Below are 20,744 nucleotides of genomic sequence, written 5' to 3' on the forward strand. Positions count from 1 at the left end.
ATAGTGCAAGGAATCGAGGCACATCGCCAGCCGGAGGATTCGGGATGCCGACATCGCGGGTGCTGTGGTGGAGCGGGATCGTGGCCGCCGCCACCGGGGCGGTGCTGTGCGTGCTGGGCTGGTACGGGGTGTCCGGCGAGCGCTTCGCGGAACGGCAGATTCCGTACCTGGCGTCCTGCACGGTGCCCGGCGCGGCGCTGATGGTCGCGGGGGCGGTCCTGCTGTCCGGGGTGCCACTGCGGCGCCCCGCCGGGGACCGGCCCGAGGGGCCCGCCGCCGTGGCGGACCGGCCCTCGTCCGACGCCCCGCCGGTGCGGGTGCCGGGCGGGACGCTGGCGCACCGCCCGGACTGCCCGCTGGTGGCGGGCAAGGCGGACGCGGTGCCGGTCGGCGACGCGGCGCTGGACCCGTGCCCGGTGTGCGAGCCCGGGAGCTGACGCCCCGGTGTCCTCGCTGACGTACGAACTCGTCCTGGCCGGGCTCGCGGTGGGCAGCGCGGCCGCCCTCACCGGGATCGGACTGATCGTCACGTACCGGGCGACGGGCGTGCTGAACCTCGCGCACGGCGCGATCGCCATGGTCTGCGCGTACGTGCTGCGGCACCTGGTCGTGGAGTGGGGCTGGCCGCTGCCGCTCGCCGCGTGCGTGACGCTGCTGGGGGTGGCGCCCGGCATCGGGCTGGTGCTGGACCGGGCGGTGTTCCGGCCGGCGGCGGTGCTCGACCTGGACCCGGCGCGGACGCTGGTGGCCTCGATCGGCGTGTTCGTGCTGCTCGTCGGGGGTGCCGCGCTGCTGTGGGGCGGTGGTGCGCGGGCGGACGCGCCGGTGCTGCTGGGCGACGACCCCTGGGTGCAGCTGGCCGCGGTGCTGCTGGTGGGCGGCGCGGTGGGGGCGGTGACCCGGTGGACCCGGCTGGGGCGTCAGTTGCGGGCGGTGGTGGACAACCGGGAGCTGGCGGTGCTCGGCGGGATCGACGCGGACCGGGTGTCGGCGGTGGGCTGGGCGTTCGGCTCGTTCACGGCGGGGCTGACGGGTGTGCTGCTGGCGCCGTACGTACGGCTCGACCCGTACGGGCTGCCGCTGCTGGTCGTCGAGGTGATCGCGGTGGCGGTGGCCGCCCGGATGCGGAGCCTGCCGGTGGCGGTGGCGACGGCGCTGGTCATCGGGGTCGCCCAGGCTCAGCTGACCCGCTTCCACCCGGAGGGCTGGGCGGGCCCGCTGGTCCAGGCGGTCGCCACGAACCTGTTCGTCGTCGCCCTGCTGGTCGCCGCGCTGGTGCTGCCGGGTGTGGGGGCTCGGGACGCCCTGCCGCGCACCTCGACGGCGGGGGCGCGCGTCCCCGCCGGGCTGTGGGTGGCGGCGGGGGTGCTGTTCCTGCTGCCGCTCGGCTTCGCCGGGGGCGACCTCCAGACGGCGGTCCAGGTCCCGGCGCTCGCCGTCGTCCTGCTGTCCCTGGTCGTGGTCACCGGCCGGGGCGGCCAGATCTCGCTGGGGCAGGCGGCGTACGCGGGCCTGGGCGCCCTGTTCACGGCGCTGCTGGCGGCCGGCCGGTTCCCGGGCCTGCCCCGGCTCCCGGAACTCACCGCTCTCCTGGTGGCCGTCGTGCTGGTCGCCCCGCTCGGCCTGCTGACCGGCTGGCCGGCGATCCGCCGCCACGGCCTGGCCCTGGCGCTGGCGACGCTGGCGGTGGGGGTGGCGGTGAGCCGGTTCGTCTTCGCCCAGCCGTACGCGACGGCGGGACTGTCGCTGTCCCGCCCGGCCGGCCTGGTGTCGGACCGGGCGTACTACGCGGTGGAGCTCGCCGTCCTGGCGTGCGCCCTGCTGTGCGTGGCGGCCCTCCGCCGGGGCCGCACGGGCCGGGCGCTGGCCGCGCTGCGCGACCACGAGGCGGGCGCGGAGGCGGCGGGCGTGCCCGTCCCGGCCCTGAAGGTCGTCGCGTTCGTGGCGGGCGCGGCCCTGGCGGCGCTCGGGGGCGGCCTGCTCGGCATGGGTGTCCAGGCCTTCGACCCGGCGGCGTACGACCCGGTGCGCGGCCTGCTGTGGTTCGCCGCGGTCCTGGTCCTGGGCGCGGACAGCCTGCTGTCCCCGCTGGCGGCCGCGGCCCTCCTGGTCGGCCTCGACGCGGGCGCCCGCGGTGGCGCGGCTGCCGCGGTGATCGGTCTCCTGGCCGCCTTCACGGCCCGCGTCCCCCCGCTGACGTCACTGCTGCCGTCCACCGGTCGCCCCTGGCTCCGTACGGCCCCTCCGCCCCACCCGCGGCCCCCGGCACACGCGCGTGGCTCCGGCCGGGCGGGAGACGAAACCCCACCCACGGCCGCCGACGGCGCCCCGCCCCCCGCGGCGGGACCCGCACCCGGCCGCCCCACCCGCGCGGGTGGGGACTCCGGCCCGCCCCGACGCCGGACGCATCCCCGCCGGACCACGACCGCACCCGCACCGCACCCCTCCCCCACGCACGGCCTCGCGGCCCACCGCCTCACCCTCCGCTACGCCGGCTTCACCGCCCTCGACCGCGTCGACCTCCTCGTCGAACCCGGCAGGGTCACCGCCCTCGTCGGGCCCAACGGCGCCGGGAAGAGCAGCCTGTTCCACTGCCTGGCCGGCACCACCCGCCCCACCTCCGGCCGGGTCAGCCTGGACCGGACCGACATCACCGCGCGCCCCGCGCACGCCCGTACCCGGATGGGGATCGCCCGGACGTTCCAGGAGCTGGCCGTGTTCCCGTCCCTGACCGTCGAGGAGAACGTCCGCATCGGCGGCGAGCAGGGCCGCGTACGCGACGATCCGTACGCGGTCGAGCGGGCCCTGCGCCTCCTCGGCCTCACCGGCACCCGCCACCTGCCCGCCGCGGGGCTGTCCACGGGCGCCCTCCGCCGCGTCGAGGTCGCCCGCGCCCTGGCGGGGCAGCCGCACACGCTCCTGCTCGACGAGCCCGCCGCCGGGCTGGACGCCGACGAGACCGCCGCCCTCGCCCGCGTGCTCAAGGCGCTCGCCGCGGACGGGACGGCCGTGTTCGTCGTCGAGCACGACCTCGACCTGGTCGCGGACATCGCGCACACCGTCCACGTCATGGAGGCGGGGCGGATCGTGTCATGAGCGTCGAGATCGCACTGCGCGCCGCCCACGTGCGTTACGGCCCCCTGGAGGCCCTGCACGGCGTCGACCTGCCCGTCCCGTCCGGCACGGTCACCGTGCTGCTCGGCCGCAACGGCTCGGGGCGCACGACCGTGCTGCGCGCCCTCGCCGGCACGGTGCCGCTCAGCGCCGGGCACGTCCTGTGGCGGGACGCCGACGTGACGCGGCTGCACGCCCACCACCGGGCGCGCCGCGGCCTGTGCTTCGTCCCGGACCGGCGTGCCGTGTACGCCACGCTCACGGTCGCCGAGAACCTGGGGCTGGCCGCCCCGACCCGGGACTTCGCACCCGCCATCGACGCGTACCCCGAGCTCCGTCCGCTGCTGGCCCGCCGCGCCGGCACGCTCTCCGGCGGCGAGCAGCGGATGCTCGCGCTCTCCCGCGCCCTGCTCGCACCCGCGCCCGTCGTCCTCGTCGACGAGCCGGCCCTCGGCATGTCGCCCGCCGTCGCGGCCCGTACCTACCGGCTGCTGAGCGGCCTGTGCGAACGGGGCGCGGCGGTCGTGGTGGCCGAGCAGCGCCCGCCGGCCGGTCTCCCGCGCGGGACCCTGGCTCATGAACTGCGGCGCGGCACCCTGTCCTTCAGCGGCGAGCTGGCCGAGCTCACTTCCCGCGCTCCGGCGACACAAAAGCCGCCTTCGGGGCGGGCTTGAGGCCCGGGAGGGACAGCATCTTCCCCGGCCGGATCAGGTTCGGGTCGGCCCCGACGACCTTCCGGTTGGCCTTGTACAGCGCCTTCCAGCCGCCCGGCACCTTGAACCGCCGCGCCACCGAGGTCAGGGTGTCGTGGTGCTGGACGGTATGGGCGCGGCCGGAGAGCCCGTACTTCTTGGAGCAGGTGGGCCAGGCCGCCCAGCCGTGCCAGCGCAGCACCTCCTGGGCGACCGAGATCTGCTGCGCCCGGGTCGCCAGGTCGGCGCGGCGGGCGTGGGTGAGGCCGCCGTACGTCTCCCAGGTGGACTGCTTGAACTGCAGTCCGCCGTAGAAGCCGTTGCCGGTGTTCAGGTTCCAGCGGCCGCCGCTCTCGCACTCCGCGACGCAGCCCCACGGCCACTGGTCGCCGGCGCAGCCCGCGGCGGGCAAGGGCTGGGCCCCGGGGCCGGGCGCGGGCGGTGGCGGGTGGGCGCCGCGCGCGTCCGGCGCCGCGCCCGCGCTCGTCGTTCCGGCCACGGACAGAAGCACGGCGGGCAGTACGGCCGGCCACAAGCGGATCTTCGGCATCGGCCCACGCTAGGGGGCGTCGTGCCGCTCCTCGCCGCCGCCGCGCGGGGCTGCGGCGAGACCCACCCGGTCGGCCGACGCGCCGAGACGGCAGCCGACCCGTGACTCCGGCCGCAGATCACCCGTTGAACTCTTCATGAGACGAGCCGGGATCCGCCCGGCATCGCACGCAACGAGTCCGAGGAGCCACCCGTGCCCCGCATGCTCGACGTCAGCGAGGACGTACGCGCCGAGATCGGCGACGAGGAAGCCGACCGGCTACTCGCCGGCGAGAACGCCCCGGGCAGCTACGACTGCACCTCCTGCCGCACCCCGGGCGACTCCGAGCAGGAGCGCACCAGCACCGTCCTGTTCGTGGGCGAGGAGACCGCCGTCCTCGCGTTCGCCCACGCCACCTGCATCCCCTCCCAGGTCGTCAAGGTCGCCGAGGAGCAGCTCCAGGGCGCCGTCCGGTCCATCACCGGTACGGAGGCGCAGGCGGCCCCCGCCGCCCCCGCGGCCCCCGTGCCCGCCGGTGACCAGGCCGTCCTGGGCGTCACCAGCGGCCTCGTACTGATCGACAACGAGCTGCACCCGGCGCTCGTCGTCGAGCCGACCGCGCCCATCGCCCGTCCCGGTTCGACGGGCGGCGGCGACGAGTTCCTGCCGCTGCTGATGGAGCAGGGCTTCCAGCCGGTCGGCGACGTGAACCGGAGGCCGGGCCCGATCGCCGGCTGGTCGGTGCTGCTCGCCATGGGCCAGCTGCACGCCATCCTCCAGCCGGGCACGGGCGGTGGCAGCCCCGTCGCCTGGTGGCAGGCCCACCAGCCGCTCCAGGTGACCGAGGGCTGGCGCGCCGCGGCGAACAAGTCGCACACGGTGCTGGTCTTCGCGGCCCCGGTCGGCTCCATCGGCCAGCAGCCGCGCGAGGACCTGCTGCGTGACGCACTGGAGAAGGCGGCGGCGAACGGCCGGCTGGTGGCGGCCGCGATGCCGCTGGCCGGTACCTGATGCACTCCAGGGCCACGGAGGGCCGGGCCGTGGAGGACCCGGCCGCACGCCCCGCCGTACGGCCCGCGCGTGCGCCGGCCGCGCCGCGACCGGCGTTTTCCTCCCCCGGGCCGCATCCGAAGAGCGGTGAGGTCGTTGGCTCATACGTGCACGCATACGAGCCTTCCCGCCAGCCGTACCAGCAGATTCCCGCGATGCGTTCCACGCAGGACGGACTGTCCGCCCCGTCGGCCACGCCGATCTACGACGCGCTGTACTCCGAGTACCTCAGGTCGTTCCGGACGCTGCCGGGCGACCGCAGTGGCGAGGAGGACCTCGACTTCCGGGGGTTCGGTACGTTCGGGTCGGGCGGCAGCGGTTCGTATCAGACGCAGCACGGCAGCGGCTACACGGGAAGCTGGCAGCAGGTCGGTGTGCGCCGCGGCACCGGGCATCACCACGTCCCGGCGGCGTTGCCACCGGCGCCTCGCAGAGGTTTGTGAGCGGACGACGGCGGGGCCGGAGCGAACGATTCGCTCCGGCCCCGCCGTCATGATCTGCCGCCGCTCTACTTCTTGCGGCCGCGCTTCTCGCGCACCCGCACGGAGATGTGGATCGGCGTGCCCTCGAAGCCGAACTCCTCACGCAGCCGGCGCTCGACGAACCGCCGGTAGCCGTGCTCCAGGAAGCCCGAGGCGAACAGCACGAACCGCGGCGGCTTGGTGCCCGCCTGCGTACCGAACAGGATGCGCGGCTGCTTGCCGCCCCGGATGGGGTGCGGGTGGGCCGCGACCAGCTCGCCGAGGAAGGCGTTCAGCCGTCCGGTCGGGACGCGGGTCTCCCAGCCGGCCAGCGCGGTCTCGATCGCCGGGACGAGCCTGTCCATGTGGCGGCCGGTGCGGGCGGAGACGTTGACGCGCGGGGCCCAGGCCACCTGCTGCATCTCCGTCTCGATCTCGCGCTCCAGGTAGTAGCGGCGCTCCTCGTCGAGCTCGTCCCACTTGTTGTACGCGATGACGAGTGCGCGTCCGGCCTCGACGGCCATGGTGATGATCCGCTGGTCCTGCACGGAGATGGACTCGGTGGTGTCGATCAGGACGACGGCCACCTCCGCCTTCTCGACGGCGGCGGCGGTACGCAGCGAGGCGTAGTAGTCCGCGCCCTCCTGGAGGTGGACCTTCTTGCGGATACCGGCGGTGTCGACGAACTTCCAGGTGGTGCCGCCGAGTTCGATGAGCTCGTCGACCGGGTCACGGGTGGTGCCGGCCATCTCGTTGACGACGACGCGCTCCTCGCCCGCGACCTTGTTGAGCAGGGACGACTTGCCGACGTTCGGGCGGCCGATGAGCGCGATGCGGCGCGGGCCGCCGACGGCGGTGCCGAAGGTCTGCTCGGGGGCCTCGGGCAGCGCCTTGAGGACCTCGTCGAGGAGGTCGCCGGTACCGCGGCCGTGGAGGGCGGAGACGGGGAACGGCTCGCCGAGGCCCAGCGACCAGAGCATGGCGGCGTCGGCCTCGGCGGAGGGGCCGTCGACCTTGTTGGCGGCGAGGACGACGGGCTTGCCGGCCCGGCGCAGCAGCTTGACGACGGCCTCGTCGGTGTCGGTGGCGCCGACGGTGGCGTCCACGACGAAGACGACCGCGTCGGCGGCCTCGATGGCGTACTCGGCCTGGGCGGCGACGGAGGCGTCGATACCGAGGACGTCCTGCTCCCAGCCGCCGGTGTCGACGACCTTGAAGCGGCGCCCGGCCCACTCGGCCTCGTAGGTGACGCGGTCGCGGGTGACGCCGGGCTTGTCCTCGACGACGGCCTCGCGGCGGCCGATGATGCGGTTCACCAGGGTCGACTTGCCGACATTCGGCCGGCCGACGACGGCGAGGACCGGGAGCGGGCCGTGCCCGGCCTCCTCGATGGCGCCTTCGACGTCCTCGATGTCGAAGCCCTCTTCGGCGGCGAGCTCCATGAACTCCGTGTACTCGGTGTCGCCGAGTGCCCCGTGGTCGTGCTGGTCGTTCATGAAGTCCGTTCCTCGTTCATCATCGTCATCGGCGGATCAGGTGATCCGCTACTCAAGACTCAGTCTCGCTCAGCGCCCGGTGAGGCGCCTGGCGTTTTCCAGGTGGGCGGTGAGCCGGTCCTGGATGCGTACGGTGGCGTCGTCCAGCGTCTTGCGGGTGCGGCGGCCGGAGCCGTCCCCCGCTTGGAAGGCGTCGCCGAAGACGACGTCCACACGGCTGCGCAGTGGGGGCAGCGCCTTTATCAACCGTCCACGGCGGTCGGTGCTTCCCAGGACGGCGACGGGGACGATCTGGGCGCCGCTGCGGAGGGCGAAGTAGGCGAGGCCGGCCCGGAGCGAGGCGAAGTTTCCCTCGCCTCGGGTGCCCTCCGGGAAGATGCCCAGCACACCGCCGTCGGCCAGCACCTCCAGGGCTCCGGTGATGGCGGTGCGGTCGGGTGCGCCGCGGTCCACCTTCACCTGCCCAATGCCTTCCAGGAACGGCCCGAGAGGCCCCTTGAAGGCCTCCTTCTTGATCAGGAAGTGCACGGGCCGGGGCGCGGTGCCCATCAGCATGGGGCCGTCGAGGTTGTGCGCGTGGTTGACGGCGAAGATCACGGGGCCGGAGGCCGGGACCCGCCAGGCGCCGAGGACGCGGGGCTTCCACAGCCCGTACATCAGTCCGATGCCGATGCCCCGGCCGACCGCGGCGCCCTTCCGGGAGGGTGGGGTCACTTGGCGGCCCGCTTCTCCTCGATGAGCGTGACGACGCACTCGATGACCTGCTGGAGGGTGAGGTCGGTGGTGTCGACCTCGACGGCGTCGTCCGCCTTGGCGAGCGGGGACGCCTTGCGGCTGGAGTCGGCCGCGTCCCGCTTGATGAGCGCCTCGCGGGTGGTGTGGACGTCGGCTCCCTTGAGCTCGCCGGAGCGGCGGGCGGCGCGGGCCTCGGGCGACGCGGTCAGGAAGATCTTGAGGTCGGCGTCGGGCAGGACGGTGGTCCCGATGTCCCGGCCCTCCACGACGATGCCCTGCTCGGCACTGGCGGCGATGGACCGCTGGAGGTCGGTGATCAGGGCGCGCACCTCGGGCACGGCGCTGACGGCGCTGACCTTGGAGGTGACGTCCTGCGTACGGATGGGGCCGGAGGCGTCCACACCGTCGACGGTGATCGTCGGGTGGGACGGGTCGGTGCCGGAGACGATGACGGGCTTGCCCGCGGCGCAGGCCACGGCGTCGGCGTCGTCGACGTCCACGCCGTTGGTGATCATCCACCAGGTGATCGCCCGGTACTGCGCGCCGGTGTCCAGGTAGCTGAGCCCCAGCTTGGCGGCGACCGCCTTGGAGGTGCTCGACTTGCCCGTACCGGAGGGGCCGTCGATGGCGACGATCACGGATTCCACGGTGTCGGACACCTTCCTGGTACGCGGGGGTGGGCCGGCCGGTTGCCAAGGGGCCCTGCACAAGGTTACCGACTGCTGCCGCCACCCCTTGCACCCATTCGGGCTACACCCCTCCCCCGGCCGCCCCGCCGGCCCCCGGCGCCCCTACTGCCGCAGCGCCCAGCCCCTGTCGCGGAGTGCCGCGGCCAGCACCGGGGCCGAGGCGGGCTCCACCATGAGCTGGATGAGACCCGCCTGCTGGCCCGTGGCGTGTTCGATGCGGACGTCCTCGATGTTGACGCCCGCCCGGCCCGCGTCCGCGAAGATGCGGGCGAGCTCGCCCGGCTGGTCGCTGAGCAGGACGGCGACCGTTTCGTAGGCGACCGGGCCGCCGCCGTGCTTGCCGGGGACGCGGGCGCGGCCGGCGTTGCCGCGGCGCAGGACGTCCTCGACGCCCGTGGCGCCGTCGCGGCGCTTGTCCTCGTCGGCGGACTGCAGGGACCGCAGGGCCTGGACCGTCTCGTCGAGGTCCGCGGCCACCCCGGCGAGGACGTCCGCGACCGGTCCGGGGTTGGCCGACAGGATCTCGACCCACATGCGCGGGTCCGAGGCCGCGATGCGGGTGACGTCGCGGATGCCCTGCCCGCAGAGCCGTACCGCCGTCTCGTCCGCCTCCGCCAGCCGCGCGGCGACCATCGACGACACCAGCTGCGGGGTGTGCGAGACCAGCGCGACCGCCCGGTCGTGGGCGTCGGCGTCCATGACGACCGGCACCGCCCGGCACAGCGCGACCACCTCCAGGGCGAGGTTGAGCACCTCGGTGTGGGTGTCCCGGGTCGGGGTCAGCACCCACGGGCGGCCCTCGAACAGGTCGGCCGTCGCGGCCAGCGGACCGGAGCGCTCCTTGCCGGACATCGGGTGCGTACCGATGTACGAGGACAGGTCGAGGCCCATCGCCTCCAGCTCCCGCTTGGGCCCGCCCTTGACGCTGGCCACGTCCAGGTAGCCACGGGCGATACCGCCGCGCATGGCGTCGGCGAGGGTGGTGGCGACGTACGCCGGCGGCACCGCGACGATCGCCAGGTCGACGGGGCCCTCGGGCGGCTCCTCGGTGCCCGCGCCGCGTGCGGCGGCGGTACGGGCCCGGGAGGGGTCGTGGTCGACGAGGTGGACGGTGACACCGCGCCCGGTGAGCGCGAGGGCGGCCGAGGTGCCGATCAGCCCGGTTCCGATGACGACGGCGGTTCTCACTGGGCGATGTCCTTGCGGAGGGCGGCCGCGGCGCCGAGGTAGACGTGCGCGACGGCGGATTTGGGCAGGTCGGTCTCGACATGGGCGAGCAGGCGCACGACGCGCGGCATCGCACCGGCGATGTCCAGCTCCTGCGCGCAGATCAGCGGTACGTCCACGATGCCCAGCTCGCGCGCCGCCACGGCGGGGAAGTCGCTGTGCAGGTCGGGTGTGGCGGTGAACCAGATGCTGATGAGGTCGTCGGGGGCCAGGCTGTTGCGCTCCAGTACGGCGGTGAGCAGCTCGCCGACCTGGTCCCGCATGTGTCCGGCGTCGTCCCGCTCCAGCTGGACGGCCCCTCGGACCGCTCGTACCGCCACGTCCCGCTCCTTCACCTTGCCGCTCGACGCGAGTGCTGTCGTTCAGCCTAGTCAGCCCGGGGAACCGCGCCGGATCTGTCCGGCATGTAGAACTGTCGGCATGCTGCTTCACGTCGTGCCGGAGCCGGAATGGTCTGCCGGTGCCGAGAACCCGTACCGCCCGGCCTCCCTCGCCCGCGAGGGTTTTGTGCACTGCTCGGGCGACGAGGAGACGGCGCTGGCCGTCGCCGGCGCCCATTACCGGGACGTGCCGGGCCCGCTGCTGCTGCTGACGCTCGACGAGGCGCTGCTGACCGCGGAGGTCCGCCGGGAGGGCACGGGCGACCGGCTCTTCCCGCATGTGTACGGTCCGGTCGACCGCGCCGCCGTGACGGGCGTGCGGGAGATCCGCCGCGATGCGGCCGGCCGTGTCACGGGGCTCGCCCCCTGGGCGTAAGCGTCCGCGCGGGTGCTTCGCCCCGGGGCTCTGCGGGGCCAGGATGCCCCCCATGAGTCCACCCCCCACCCCCCGCCGTACCGTCCTCAGGGCCGCCGCCACCGCCACCGTCGTGTGCGCGGCCGGCTGCGGTGACGACGGAGGCGACGCCCCGGCGGCCACCGTCGGTCCCACGTCCCCAGCCGGCCCCACGCCTCCCTCCAGCCCCAGCCCGAGCCCCAGTCCGACGGTGGAGCCGCCGGACGGCGAGCTGGCCCGGACGGCCGACGTCCCCTCCGGCGGAGGCCGGATCCTCAAGGAGCGGAAGGTCGTGGTGACGCAGCCGCAGGAGGGCGAGTTCAAGGCGTTCTCCGCGGTCTGCACCCACCAGGGCTGCATCGTCGCGACGGTGGAGGACGGCACGATCAACTGCGCCTGCCACGGCAGCCGGTTCCGTATCGCGGACGGCTCGGTCGCCCGGGGCCCGGCGACCCGGCCGCTGCCTGCCGAGCAGATCACCGTGGAGGGGGACAGCATCCGCCTGACATAGTCTCTGGCGCATGCCGACCCCCGATGAACTGGTGCGCGACCACACCGTCTACTCCTGTGTCATGGGTTCGCGCGCCTTCGGGCTGGCCACGGACGGCAGCGACACCGACCGGCGTGGTGTGTTCCTGGCCCCCACCCCGCTCCAGTGGCGTTTCGACAAGCCCCCCACCCACATAGAGGGCCCGGCGGACGAGCAGTTCAGCTGGGAGCTGGAGCGGTTCTGCGAGCTGGCCCTGCGCGCCAACCCCAACATCCTGGAGTGCCTGCACTCCCCGATCGTCGAGCGCGTCGACGACACCGGCCGCGAACTGCTGGCCCTGCGCTCCGCGTTCCTCTCCCGCCGGGCCCACCAGACCTTCGTCCGGTACGCGACCGGTCAGCGCAAGAAGCTCGACGCGGACGTCCGCCAGTACGGCGCTCCCCGCTGGAAGCACGCCATGCACCTGCTGCGGCTGCTGGCGAGCTGCCGCGACCTGCTGCGCACCGGCGAGCTGGTGATCGACGTGGGCGACGACCGGGAGCGGCTGCTGGCGGTCAAGCGGGGCGCGGTGACGTGGCCGGAGGTCGAGTCGTGGATGGCCCGCCTCGCCTACGAGGCCGACGAGGCGGCTCCCCGCTCGCCGCTCCCGCCGGAGCCGGACCGGCGGGCGGTCGAGGACTTCCTGTTCCGTACGCGCCGGGCGTCAGCCCTCCAGGCGGGCCCGTACGACGAAGTCGTTCAGGGCGTCGTACGTGGCGGGGGCCGGGGCGTCCGGTAGCGCCGACGCGGCCTGTGCCTCGTCGAGGACGGTGTGCAGCGCCTCGACGTCGGCCCGCACCCGCTCGGTGTCCACCCCGGTGGCCGCCCCGTGCTCGGCGTCCGCCTTGGCCGCGATGAGCTCGGCCACGTACTCGGGCGCCGGCACCGACCCGAGCAGGGTCGGCAGGTGGGCCACCACTTCTCCCGTACGCATCAGGTGGATGCCGGTGAGGAGGACCCGGAAGGTGTAGAGCAGCGGCTTGAGCTCGCCGCTCTTCTCGAAGAGCCGCCACTGGGTGGCGGCGAACCCACGGTAGTGGTGGGCGTGGTGGGTGGTGAGCACACCGGGCGCGAGGTCGGCCAGCTCCGTATGTGCGTCGGTGGTGTGGGCGACCAACGGGGACAGCAGCTGTTCCAGGACGTATCCGTTGCGCCGGAGCATCAGCCGTACGAACTTGCGCAGGTCGTGCGTGACCAGGTCCATCTCGACCCCGTCCCGCTCCCACATGCGGGAGCGGGTCTCCTCCGGCTCGCGCAGCCCGATCAGCGCGTCCACCGGCAGCAGGTGCACGCCTCGTACGTCCACGTCCGAGTCGCGGGACGGGAAGCCGTACAGGTGGGCGCCGGAGACGGTGGCGAACAGCAGCCGGTCGGGCTGCTCGGCGACGACGGAGGCCAGGTCGGGAAGGGCCAGGAGTTCGGTCATGGGCCTAAGCGTCCCAGAGCGCCCCCAGCGTCAGCAGCTCGCTGCCGTACTCGATGCGGTCCGCCCACTCCCTCGGCCACGCCCCGGCCCCCAGATGGGCCCCGGCGAAGGCTCCGGTGAGGCAGGCGATGGAGTCGGAGTCGCCCTTGGTGCAGGCGGCGCGGCGCAGGGCGGTGAGCGGCTCCTCCGGGAACTGCAGGAAGCAGAGCAGCGCGGTGGTCAGCGCCTCCTCGGCGATCCAGCCCTCGCCCGTCAGCAGGCACGGATCGGTCTCCGGGTCGGCCGTGCGCAGCGCGGACTCGAGGATCTTGAGGGCGTCGAGGCACTCGTCCCAGCCGCGCTCGATGAACGCCTGCGGCGTCCGGTCGTGGGAGTACGTCCACAGGTCGCCGAGCCACTGCTCGCGGTACCGGGAGCGGTTCTCGTACGCGTACGAGCGCAGCTGCCCGACCAGGCCGAGCGGCTCGGCGCCCTGCGACAGCAGGTGCACGGCCCGGGCGGTGAGGTCGGAGGCGGCCAGCGCGGTGGGGTGGCCGTGGGTGAGGGCGGCCTGGAGCTGGGCGGCGCCGGCCCGCTGTTCCTGGCTGAGTCCGGGGACGAGCCCGATCGGCGCGACCCGCATGTTGGCGCCGCAGCCCTTGGAGCCGATCTGGCTGGCCTGCTGCCAGGGCCGGTCGCCGTCGAGCTTCTGGCAGGCGACCAGGCAGGTGCGGCCGGGCGCCCGGTTGTTCTCCGGCGAGTGGTACCAGTCGACGAACTCGTCGCGCAGCGGGCGGACCAGCCGCTGCGGGGCGAGCACGCCGCGAGCGAGGGCCGTGCGCACGGCACGGGCGACCGCGAGGGTCATCTGGGTGTCGTCGGTGACGATGGCGGGCCTGGCCAGGGCCATCTCCCGCCACGGGCCGCATTTCGCGAGGATGGACGGCACGTCGTTGAACTCGGTCGGGAAGCCCAGCGCGTCGCCGAGTGCGAGCCCGATGAGCGAGCCGGTGGCCGCCTGCTTGGTGGTGGTCCTGGCGGTGATCATTCCTGCCTTCCTTCCGGTCGCAGCAGTGGCGGGTGCAGGGACGTGGCCTGCCCCGCCCGGTAGAGAGCGGCCGGTTTCCCCCGTCCGCCGGTGAGGCGCGGCGGTCCTTCCACGGCCTGGACGAAGCCGGGTGTGGTGAGGACCTTGCGCCGGAAGTTGGGGCGGTCGAGTTCGACGCCCCACACCGTCTCGTACACCTGGCGCAGCTCGCCGAGGGTGAACTCGGGCGGGCAGAAGGCGGTGGCCAGGCAGGTGTACTCGAGCTTGGCGCCCACGCGCTCGTGCGCGTCGGCGAGGATCGTGTCGTGGTCGAAGGCGAGGGGCCCGTACGACCCGTAGGGCAGCCACTGGGCGTGCGCCGCGTCCCCGCCGCCGCGCGGCTCGGGCAGGTCCGGTACGAGGGCGGTGTACGCGACCGACACGACCCGCATCCGGGGGTCGCGGTCGGGTTCGCTGTAGGTGCGCAGCTGCTCCAGGTGGAGGTGGGCGACCGTGGTGTCGGACAGGCCGGTCTCCTCCGCCAGTTCGCGGCGGGCGGCCTGTCCGGCGGACTCGCGGGGCAGGACGAAGCCCCCGGGCAGGGCCCAGCAGCCCTGGTAGGGCTCCTGACCGCGTTCGACGAGCAGCACCTGGAGCCGTTCGTCGCGGACCGTGAAGACGGCGAGGTCGACGGTGACGGCGAAGGGCTCGAAGGCGTACGGGTCGTAGCCCTCGGGGCGGCGGGCGGTGGTCATGCCGGCTCCTCCGCCCCACGTGCCGTGCGGGTCCTCACCACCCCCGCCGCGCGGGCGTCGGAGCCTGAGCCACCCCCGTGGGTCCAGGTCCACCGGCCGCACGCGGCGGAGGTGATGAAGACGGTCTTCTCGGTGGTGCGCACACCGCCCCCTTAAGAGTCACCTTGACTATAAAGGCGGGCGAGGGTTCCCCACAAGCACGAAAGCCCGCGGCCTTGCGCAGGCCACGGGCTTTCGTACGGATATGGGCTCCTACAGGCCGACTTCCTTCATCAGCATGCCGACCTCCGTGTTCGTCAGACGCCGCAGCCAGCCCGACTTCTGGTCGCCGAGCTGGATCGGACCGAACGCGGTCCGCACCAGCTTCTCGACCGGGAAGCCCGCCTCGGCGAGCATCCGGCGCACGATGTGCTTGCGGCCCTCGTGGAGCTGCACCTCGACCAGGTAGTTCTTGCCGGTCTGCTCGACCACCCGGAAGTGGTCGGCGCGGGCATAGCCGTCCTCCAGCTGGATGCCCTCCTTGAGCCGCTTGCCCACCTCGCGCGGGAGCGGGCCCGTGATGGCCGCCAGGTAGGTCTTCTTCACGCCGTACTTGGGGTGCGTGAGGCGGTGGGCCAGCTCACCGTGGTTGGTGAGCAGGATGATGCCCTCGGTCTCGGTGTCGAGCCGCCCGACGTGGAACAGCCGGGTCTCACGGTTGGTGACGTAGTCGCCGAGGCACTGGCGGCCGTCCGGGTCCTCCATCGTGGAGACCACACCGGCGGGCTTGTTCAGCGCGAAGAAGAGGTACGACTGGGTCGCCACGGTCAGGCCGTCGACCTTGATCTCGTCCTTCTCCGGGTCGACGCGCGTGCCCTGCTCGATGACGATCTTGCCGTTGACCTCGACCCGGCCGGCGTCGATCATCTCCTCGCAGGCGCGTCGCGAGCCCATGCCGGCGCGGGCGAGCACCTTCTGGAGCCGCTCGCCCTCCTGGTCGCCGAACGTCTTGGGCGTCTTGATCTCGGGCTTGTTCGCGTACCGCTCGCGGTTGCGCTCCTCGATCCGGGCGTCGAGCTCACGCGGGCGTGCCGGGGTCGTACGCCCGCCGCCGCGCTGGGGTGACTGGCGGGGGCCGCCCTTGGCGCCGCCACGGGCCGCCGCGCCGCGCCCGCGCTTGGGGCCGGCCTCGCCGGGGGCGCCCACGTCGTAGCTGCGCTCCTCGGGGCGGGGGCGGCGCGGGTTGCTCGCGCCCTTGCTTCGGTCGTCGCGGCTGTTACCGGCACCCCGGTAATTGCCACGGCCGCCGCTGCTGCCGCGGCCGCCGCTGTTGCCACCACGGCTCCCGCCGTTGTTTCCGCTGCTGTTCCTGCCGCTGCTGCTTCGCATCAAAGTTCCGTCTTGTCGTCTGCGTGCTCGGAATCCGGAGCGTCCGGATCGAACGACGGGACCCCTTCCTGCGTCTCGGCCTCGATCGCGTCCGCCTCGGGGAGGAAGGGCGCGAGCTCGGGGAGCTCGTCCAGGCCGCGAAGGCCCATCCGCTCCAGGAAGTAGTTCGTCGTCCTGTACAGGATCGCACCTGTTTCGGGTTCCGCGCCCGCCTCCTCCACCAGACCCCTCTGGAGGAGGGTGCGCATGACCCCGTCGCAGTTCACTCCGCGCACTGCCGAGACCCTCGACCGGCTCACCGGCTGGCGGTACGCGACGACCGCGAGGGTCTCCAGCGCGGCCTGGGTGAGCCGGGCCTGCTGGCCGTCCAGGACGAAGCTCTCGACGGCCGGTGCGTACTCGGCCCGGGTGTAGAACCGCCACCCCCCGGCGACCAGCCGCAGTTCGAACCCCCGGCGCTGTACGTCGTACTCGTCGGCCAGCTCCCGCAGCGCGTCGGCGACCTCGCGGCGCGGACGCTCCAGCACCTTGGCGAGGTGCTCCTCGGTGGCCGGCTCGTCGACGACCATGAGGACCGCCTCCAGGGCCGGCTTCAGCTCCATCACGAATCCTCCTGGTCGAACTCGTCCGTCACGGCGATACTCTCCCCGCCCGTCCATCTCACGGTGAGCTCCCCCAGGGCCTCGTCCTGGTCCAGGGCGACGGCCTTCTCCCGGTACAGCTCCAGCAGGGCCAGGAAGCGGGCGACGACGGTGAGGGTGTCCGGGGCGTCCTCGGCCAGCTCCCGGAAGCTGGCCTCGCCGCGTTCCCGCAGCCGGGCCATGACCACCTCGGCCTGCTCGCGGACACTGACCAGCGGGGCGTGGATGTGCTCGACGTACACCTGTGGCTTGGCCTTGGGCTGCATGGCCTTGATCGCCAGCTTGGCGAACCCCTCGGCGCCGATGCTGATGACGACGTCGGGCAGCAGCTCGGCGTGGTGCGGCTCCAGCCCGACCGTACGGGGATAACGCCGCCCCTCACTCTCCAGCCGCTCGCTGAAGATCTCGGCGACCCGCTTGTACGCGCGGTACTGGAGCAGCCGCGCGAACAGCAGGTCCCGCGCCTCCAGCAGCGCGAGGTCCGCCTCGTCCTCCACCTCGGCGGCGGGCAGCAGCCGGGCGGCCTTGAGGTCGAGCAGCGTCGCGGCGACGACGAGGAACTCGGTGGTCTGGTCCAGGTCCCAGTCGGGCCCCATGGCGCGGATGTGCGCCATGAACTCGTCGGTGACCTTGGACAGGGCGACCTCGGTGACGTCCAGCTTGTGTTTGGAGATCAGCTGGAGCAGCAGGTCGAACGGCCCCTCGAAGTTCGCCAGCCGGACGGTGAACCGCCCGCCGCCGTCACCGGCCGCGGCCGGCGCGTCGGACGCGGCCGGGCCGGGGTCGGGGACTGGCTCCGGGACGGGCCCTGGAGCGGGTTCCGGAACGGCGGCGGCGGCCGGCTCGGGGGCTTCGTCCGGCGCGCCGGAGGGTGCCGGCTCGGGGGCGGTGTCCGGGGCGGCGGGGCCGTCCGGCACCGGAACGGGAGGCGCCGCGGCAGGGGGGCCCTCCGGCCGGGAAACCCCCGGGCCGCGGCCGAGGGCGCGGCGGCGGGGGGTGGGAGCGTCGGTCGGGGGCATCCTGGTCCTGGGGCGAAGCGAGAACGGGCGGCGGCCCGCGCAGGCTACCGTCAGCGCCCGCGCAGGCGCCGCACGAGGATGCTCGCGTCGCCCCGCGACTCCAGATCGGCCAGCACCACGGCGACCGCCTCGCGGACGATGCGCCCGCGGTCGACGGCCAGGCCGTGCTCGCCGCGCAGGACCAGGCGCGCGTGCTCCAGGTCCATGAGTTCCTCGGCGGAGACGTACACCGTGATCTTCTCGTCGTGCCGTTCACGCCCGCTGGGCCGCCGGTTCGCCGAGCGGCCACGGCGCCGGGCCGGGGCAGCCTTCGCGGGCGGCTCCGCCTCACGGCTGCGGGGCTCCGCGGCGTCCGCCTCGGCGGCCGCGTGCTCCTCGGGAGCCGGGGCGGGGGCGGACGCGGAGGCCGGGGCGGACGCCGCCGGGTCGCTCTCGCCCGCCGGCGCCGGCACCCGCGGCTCGCCGTTCTGCCGCCGCGGGGTGGACGACTGCAGCGCCATGCCCCCTGTCGTACGGAACAACTCGTCGGCACCGGGCAGACTCACTCGGCGTGACACCGGGCGAGCACCTCCCTGGCGAGCTGGCGGTAGGCGGCGGCACCGACCGAGTTCGAGGCGTACGTGGTGATCGGCTCACCCGCGACCGTGGTCTCCGGGAAGCGCACGGTCCGGCCGATCACCGTGTGGTACACGTGGTCGTCGAAGGCCTCGACGACACGGGCGAGCACCTCACGGCTGTGCACCGTGCGCGAGTCGTACATCGTGGCGAGGATGCCGTCGAGCTCCAGCTCCGGGTTGAGCCGCTCCTGGACCTTCTCGATGGTCTCGGTGAGCAGCGCGACGCCACGCAGCGCGAAGAACTCGCACTCCAGCGGCACTATCACCTTGTGAGCGGCGGTCAGCGCGTTCACGGTCAGCAGACCGAGCGAGGGCTGACAGTCGATCACGATGTAGTCGTAGTCGTTCAGCAGCGGCTTGAGTGCCCGCTGCAGCGTGGACTCGCGCGCGACCTCGCTGACCAACTGCACTTCAGCGGCTGACAAATCGATATTGCTGGGCAGCAGGTCCATGTTGGGCACGGCGGTCTTCAGCAGGACCTCGTCCGCCGACATGCCCCGCTCCATGAGCAGGTTGTAGACGGTGAGGTCGAGCTCCATCGGGTTCACGCCGAGGCCGACCGACAGGGCTCCCTGCGGGTCGAAGTCGACGAGCAGCACCCGTCGTCCGTACTCCGCGAGCGCGGCGCCCAGGTTGATGGTCGACGTCGTCTTGCCCACGCCGCCCTTCTGGTTGCACATCGCGATGATCTTCGCGGGACCGTGGTCGGTCAGGGGTCCCGGGATCGGGAAGTACGGCAGGGGCCGTCCGGTGGGGCCGATCCGCTCACGGCGCTGGCGGGCAGCGTCGGGGGCGAGGGTGGCCGCGTACTCCGGATCGGGCTCGTACTCGGCGTCAGGGTCGTAGAAGTGCCCCTCGGGGACTTCCTCGTAGGCGGCGAAGTGGGTGGACTCTCGGCCACTCTCGTTGCCGGCCATGGCGTTCACGTGTTGGCCGTCCATCATCTTCATCGTGTGGGCTGTCGTCCTGTGCTGCTGGCCGGCCGCGAAGGTTCGGACAGCGACCGAGCCGGCATCGCCGACCGTTCCTGACTGACCACCCCCAGGAGTAAATGTCGACTCATTCACAAGTCGTCTTACCTCCTTGGATGTGACCAGGAAACTTATCGATAGGTCAGCGTGGCACCATGCCGACGGTTTGCGACTCTATGGCGTGTCACCGCTCCGCAGCAACACAATCGCCCGGACGCAGGCCGATGTGTCGGCAAAGAAACAGTCCCGTGTCAAGGGCGCGCGGCCGTCCATCGACACGTTTCCCGGGTGTGCGAAACGGTTAAAGGGTTACGTTCGAGACGACTTGAGCGACGGTCAGGGGCTCGGCGGACACACGTCCGGCCGGACCTCGTCGTACGAGGTCCGGCCGGATGTGTGAGGTTGACGGCAACCGTTGACGGTCAGCCGGTGGGTCAGCCGATGAGCGAGCTCAGCTCGACGTGCTCCAGGCCGTGGGCCTCGGCGACCTCCTTGTAGACGACCTTGCCGTCATGGGTGTTGAGGCCCTTGGCGAGCGCGGCGTCGCGGCGCAGCGCCTCGACCCAGCCGTTGTTGGCCAGCGACACGATGTAGGGCAGCGTGGCGTTGGTCAGCGCGTAGGTGGAGGTGTTGGGCACCGCGCCCGGCATGTTGGCGACGCAGTAGAAGACCGACTCGTGGACGTTGAAGGTCGGCTCGGCGTGTGTGGTCGGACGGGAGTCCTCGAAGCAGCCACCCTGGTCGATCGCGATGTCGACAAGGACACTTCCGGGCTTCATCCGGGAGACGAGCTCGTTGGTGACCAGCTTCGGGGCCTTGGCGCCCGGGATGAGGACGGCACCGATGACGAGGTCGGCGTCGAGGACGGCCTTCTCCAGCTCGAAGGAGTTGGACATGACGGCCTTGACCTTCGTGCCGAAGATCTTGTCGGCCTCGCGGAGCTTGTTGATGTCGCGGTCGAGCAGGGTCACCTCGAAGCCCATGCCCACGGCGATCTGGGTGGCGTTCCAGCCGGATACACCGCCACCGATGACGACGGCCTTGGCCGGGATCACGCCCGGGACGCCGCCCGGCAGGACACCGCGGCCGCCGGCGGCGCGCATCAGGTGGTACGCGCCGACCTGCGGGGCGAGGCGGCCCGCGACCTCGGACATCGGGGCGAGCAGCGGCAGGGCGCGGTTGGCGGTCTCGACCGTCTCGTACGCGATGGCGGTGGTGCCGGACTCGATCAGGGCGTCCGTGCACTCGCGGGAGGCGGCGAGGTGCAGGTAGGTGAAGAGGGTCTGGTCCTTGCGGAGGCGGTGGTACTCCTCCGCGATGGGCTCCTTGACCTTGAGCAGCAGGTCCGCGGTGGCCCACACCTCGTCGGCGGTGGGCAGGATCTGCGCGCCGGCGGCGACGTACTCGTCGTCCGTGATCGAGGAGCCGACACCGGCGTTCTGCTCGACGAAGACCTGGTGCCCGTTGCGCACGAGCTCGTGCACACCGGCGGGGGTGATGGCCACCCGGAACTCGTTGTTCTTGACCTCGCGGGGGATGCCGACCTTCACGTCGATCACGGTCCTTGGCTCTGGGGGTACGGGGGCAATGCAATACATACCCGGATGCACAGGACGCACCGGGATACACCGCGGTCAATCGCGGC

At 73.0% G+C, this 20,744-nt stretch carries 24 protein-coding genes; 8 read left to right on the forward strand and 16 right to left on the reverse strand.

All coding sequences use genetic code 11. The features are described 5' to 3' along the window. The first annotated feature begins 44 nt into the window (after positions 1-44). Genes ABT360_RS14990 through ABT360_RS15000 form a run of 3 tightly spaced genes read left to right on the forward strand, consistent with a single transcriptional unit; the run spans position 45 to position 3,788 of the window. Complete coding sequence (locus ABT360_RS14990; protein WP_351815141.1) at positions 45-437, forward strand: hypothetical protein; 393 nt, start codon at positions 45-47, stop codon at positions 435-437. A 7-nt stretch (positions 438-444) separates the two neighbouring features. After that, positions 445-3,096 (forward strand): ABC transporter permease subunit, encoded by a 2,652-nt coding sequence (locus ABT360_RS14995; RefSeq protein WP_351815144.1) that lies wholly within the window; start codon positions 445-447, stop codon positions 3,094-3,096. After that, the gene (locus ABT360_RS15000; protein WP_351815147.1) at positions 3,093-3,788 is read left to right on the forward strand and encodes an ABC transporter ATP-binding protein; all 696 of its coding nucleotides are present in this window, start codon (positions 3,093-3,095) and stop codon (positions 3,786-3,788) included. Before ABT360_RS14995 ends, ABT360_RS15000 begins: the two co-directional genes overlap by 4 nt. Here ABT360_RS15000 and ABT360_RS15005 read toward each other — a convergent pair. Both ABT360_RS15005 and ABT360_RS15010 read right to left on the reverse strand, forming a co-directional pair. After that, complete coding sequence (locus tag ABT360_RS15005) at positions 3,739-4,356, reverse strand: transglycosylase family protein (RefSeq protein ID WP_351815149.1); 618 nt, start codon at positions 4,354-4,356, stop codon at positions 3,739-3,741. The two genes, ABT360_RS15000 and ABT360_RS15005, sit on opposite strands and share 50 nt — an antisense overlap. A gap of 9 nt (positions 4,357-4,365) precedes the next feature. Continuing rightward, positions 4,366-4,494, reverse strand: coding sequence for a hypothetical protein (locus tag ABT360_RS15010; protein WP_351815152.1), 129 nt, complete (start codon positions 4,492-4,494; stop codon positions 4,366-4,368). Positions 4,495-4,548: 54 nt separating this feature from the next. Between ABT360_RS15010 and ABT360_RS15015 the strand changes: the two genes are divergently transcribed. Then, positions 4,549-5,346 (forward strand): hypothetical protein, encoded by a 798-nt coding sequence (locus ABT360_RS15015; protein ID WP_351815155.1) that lies wholly within the window; start codon positions 4,549-4,551, stop codon positions 5,344-5,346. Positions 5,347-5,492: 146 nt separating this feature from the next. After that, the gene (locus ABT360_RS15020) at positions 5,493-5,828 is read left to right on the forward strand and encodes a hypothetical protein (protein ID WP_351815156.1); all 336 of its coding nucleotides are present in this window, start codon (positions 5,493-5,495) and stop codon (positions 5,826-5,828) included. A 65-nt stretch (positions 5,829-5,893) separates the two neighbouring features. Here the strand turns inward: ABT360_RS15020 and der are convergent, their stop codons facing one another. From der to aroH, 5 genes are all read right to left on the reverse strand, one after another. Beyond that, positions 5,894-7,342 carry a ribosome biogenesis GTPase Der gene (gene der / locus ABT360_RS15025; protein ID WP_084897670.1) on the reverse strand — a complete coding sequence of 483 codons (1,449 nt, stop codon included), beginning with the start codon at positions 7,340-7,342 and terminating at the stop codon, positions 5,894-5,896. A gap of 69 nt (positions 7,343-7,411) precedes the next feature. Further along, positions 7,412-8,056: a lysophospholipid acyltransferase family protein gene (locus ABT360_RS15030; RefSeq protein ID WP_351815160.1), complete on the reverse strand. Its 645-nt coding sequence runs from the start codon at positions 8,054-8,056 to the stop codon at positions 7,412-7,414. Further along, entirely contained in the window at positions 8,053-8,715 is a 663-nt protein-coding gene (cmk, locus tag ABT360_RS15035) for a (d)CMP kinase (RefSeq protein WP_351815253.1), read from the reverse strand. Before cmk ends, ABT360_RS15030 begins: the two co-directional genes overlap by 4 nt. A gap of 153 nt (positions 8,716-8,868) precedes the next feature. Continuing rightward, complete coding sequence (locus ABT360_RS15040) at positions 8,869-9,954, reverse strand: prephenate dehydrogenase (RefSeq protein WP_351815163.1); 1,086 nt, start codon at positions 9,952-9,954, stop codon at positions 8,869-8,871. Beyond that, positions 9,951-10,313, reverse strand: a complete 363-nt coding sequence (gene aroH / locus ABT360_RS15045) for a chorismate mutase (protein WP_351815166.1) — start codon at positions 10,311-10,313, stop codon at positions 9,951-9,953. Before aroH ends, ABT360_RS15040 begins: the two co-directional genes overlap by 4 nt. Before the next feature lie 100 nt (positions 10,314-10,413). Here aroH and ABT360_RS15050 point away from each other — a divergent pair, with 100 nt between their 5' ends. From ABT360_RS15050 to ABT360_RS15060, 3 genes are read left to right on the forward strand one after another with little or no spacing between them, the layout of a single operon-like run. Continuing rightward, a complete protein-coding gene (locus ABT360_RS15050; RefSeq protein WP_351815169.1) occupies positions 10,414-10,749 on the forward strand; it encodes a DUF952 domain-containing protein in 336 nt (111 codons plus the stop codon). Between the two features lie 52 nt (positions 10,750-10,801). Continuing rightward, positions 10,802-11,278 (forward strand): Rieske (2Fe-2S) protein, encoded by a 477-nt coding sequence (locus tag ABT360_RS15055; protein WP_351815171.1) that lies wholly within the window; start codon positions 10,802-10,804, stop codon positions 11,276-11,278. Between the two features lie 10 nt (positions 11,279-11,288). After that, positions 11,289-12,035 (forward strand): nucleotidyltransferase domain-containing protein, encoded by a 747-nt coding sequence (locus tag ABT360_RS15060; RefSeq protein WP_351815174.1) that lies wholly within the window; start codon positions 11,289-11,291, stop codon positions 12,033-12,035. On the opposite strand, the gene ABT360_RS15065 is transcribed toward ABT360_RS15060, so the two are convergent. The 9 genes from ABT360_RS15065 to ald form a co-directional block, all read right to left on the reverse strand. Continuing rightward, positions 11,961-12,722 carry a nucleotidyltransferase domain-containing protein gene (locus tag ABT360_RS15065; RefSeq protein ID WP_351815177.1) on the reverse strand — a complete coding sequence of 254 codons (762 nt, stop codon included), beginning with the start codon at positions 12,720-12,722 and terminating at the stop codon, positions 11,961-11,963. The two genes, ABT360_RS15060 and ABT360_RS15065, sit on opposite strands and share 75 nt — an antisense overlap. Positions 12,723-12,726: 4 nt before the next feature. Then, positions 12,727-13,749 carry an ADP-ribosylglycohydrolase family protein gene (locus ABT360_RS15070; RefSeq protein WP_351815180.1) on the reverse strand — a complete coding sequence of 341 codons (1,023 nt, stop codon included), beginning with the start codon at positions 13,747-13,749 and terminating at the stop codon, positions 12,727-12,729. Beyond that, a complete protein-coding gene (locus ABT360_RS15075) occupies positions 13,746-14,483 on the reverse strand; it encodes an NUDIX hydrolase (protein WP_351815183.1) in 738 nt (245 codons plus the stop codon). Before ABT360_RS15075 ends, ABT360_RS15070 begins: the two co-directional genes overlap by 4 nt. A 252-nt stretch (positions 14,484-14,735) precedes the next feature. Further along, positions 14,736-15,851, reverse strand: coding sequence for a pseudouridine synthase (locus ABT360_RS15080; protein WP_351815186.1), 1,116 nt, complete (start codon positions 15,849-15,851; stop codon positions 14,736-14,738). Beyond that, positions 15,851-16,453, reverse strand: a complete 603-nt coding sequence (gene scpB, locus ABT360_RS15085) for an SMC-Scp complex subunit ScpB (protein WP_351815189.1) — start codon at positions 16,451-16,453, stop codon at positions 15,851-15,853. The genes ABT360_RS15080 and scpB overlap by 1 nt, the downstream gene beginning before the upstream one ends. Further along, complete coding sequence (locus tag ABT360_RS15090) at positions 16,453-17,511, reverse strand: segregation and condensation protein A (RefSeq protein WP_351815192.1); 1,059 nt, start codon at positions 17,509-17,511, stop codon at positions 16,453-16,455. The genes scpB and ABT360_RS15090 overlap by 1 nt, the downstream gene beginning before the upstream one ends. Before the next feature lie 50 nt (positions 17,512-17,561). Further along, a complete protein-coding gene (locus ABT360_RS15095; protein WP_351815195.1) occupies positions 17,562-18,068 on the reverse strand; it encodes a hypothetical protein in 507 nt (168 codons plus the stop codon). Continuing rightward, entirely contained in the window at positions 18,053-19,078 is a 1,026-nt protein-coding gene (locus ABT360_RS15100; RefSeq protein WP_351815198.1) for a ParA family protein, read from the reverse strand. Before ABT360_RS15100 ends, ABT360_RS15095 begins: the two co-directional genes overlap by 16 nt. A 455-nt stretch (positions 19,079-19,533) precedes the next feature. Continuing rightward, a complete protein-coding gene (gene ald / locus ABT360_RS15105) occupies positions 19,534-20,649 on the reverse strand; it encodes an alanine dehydrogenase (protein WP_351815256.1) in 1,116 nt (371 codons plus the stop codon). Positions 20,650-20,744: the final 95 nt, after the last annotated feature.

Origin of the sequence: Streptomyces sp. NPDC000229, assembly GCF_040300825.1 — a bacterium.
In the GTDB taxonomy this organism is placed as follows: domain Bacteria; phylum Actinomycetota; class Actinomycetes; order Streptomycetales; family Streptomycetaceae; genus Streptomyces.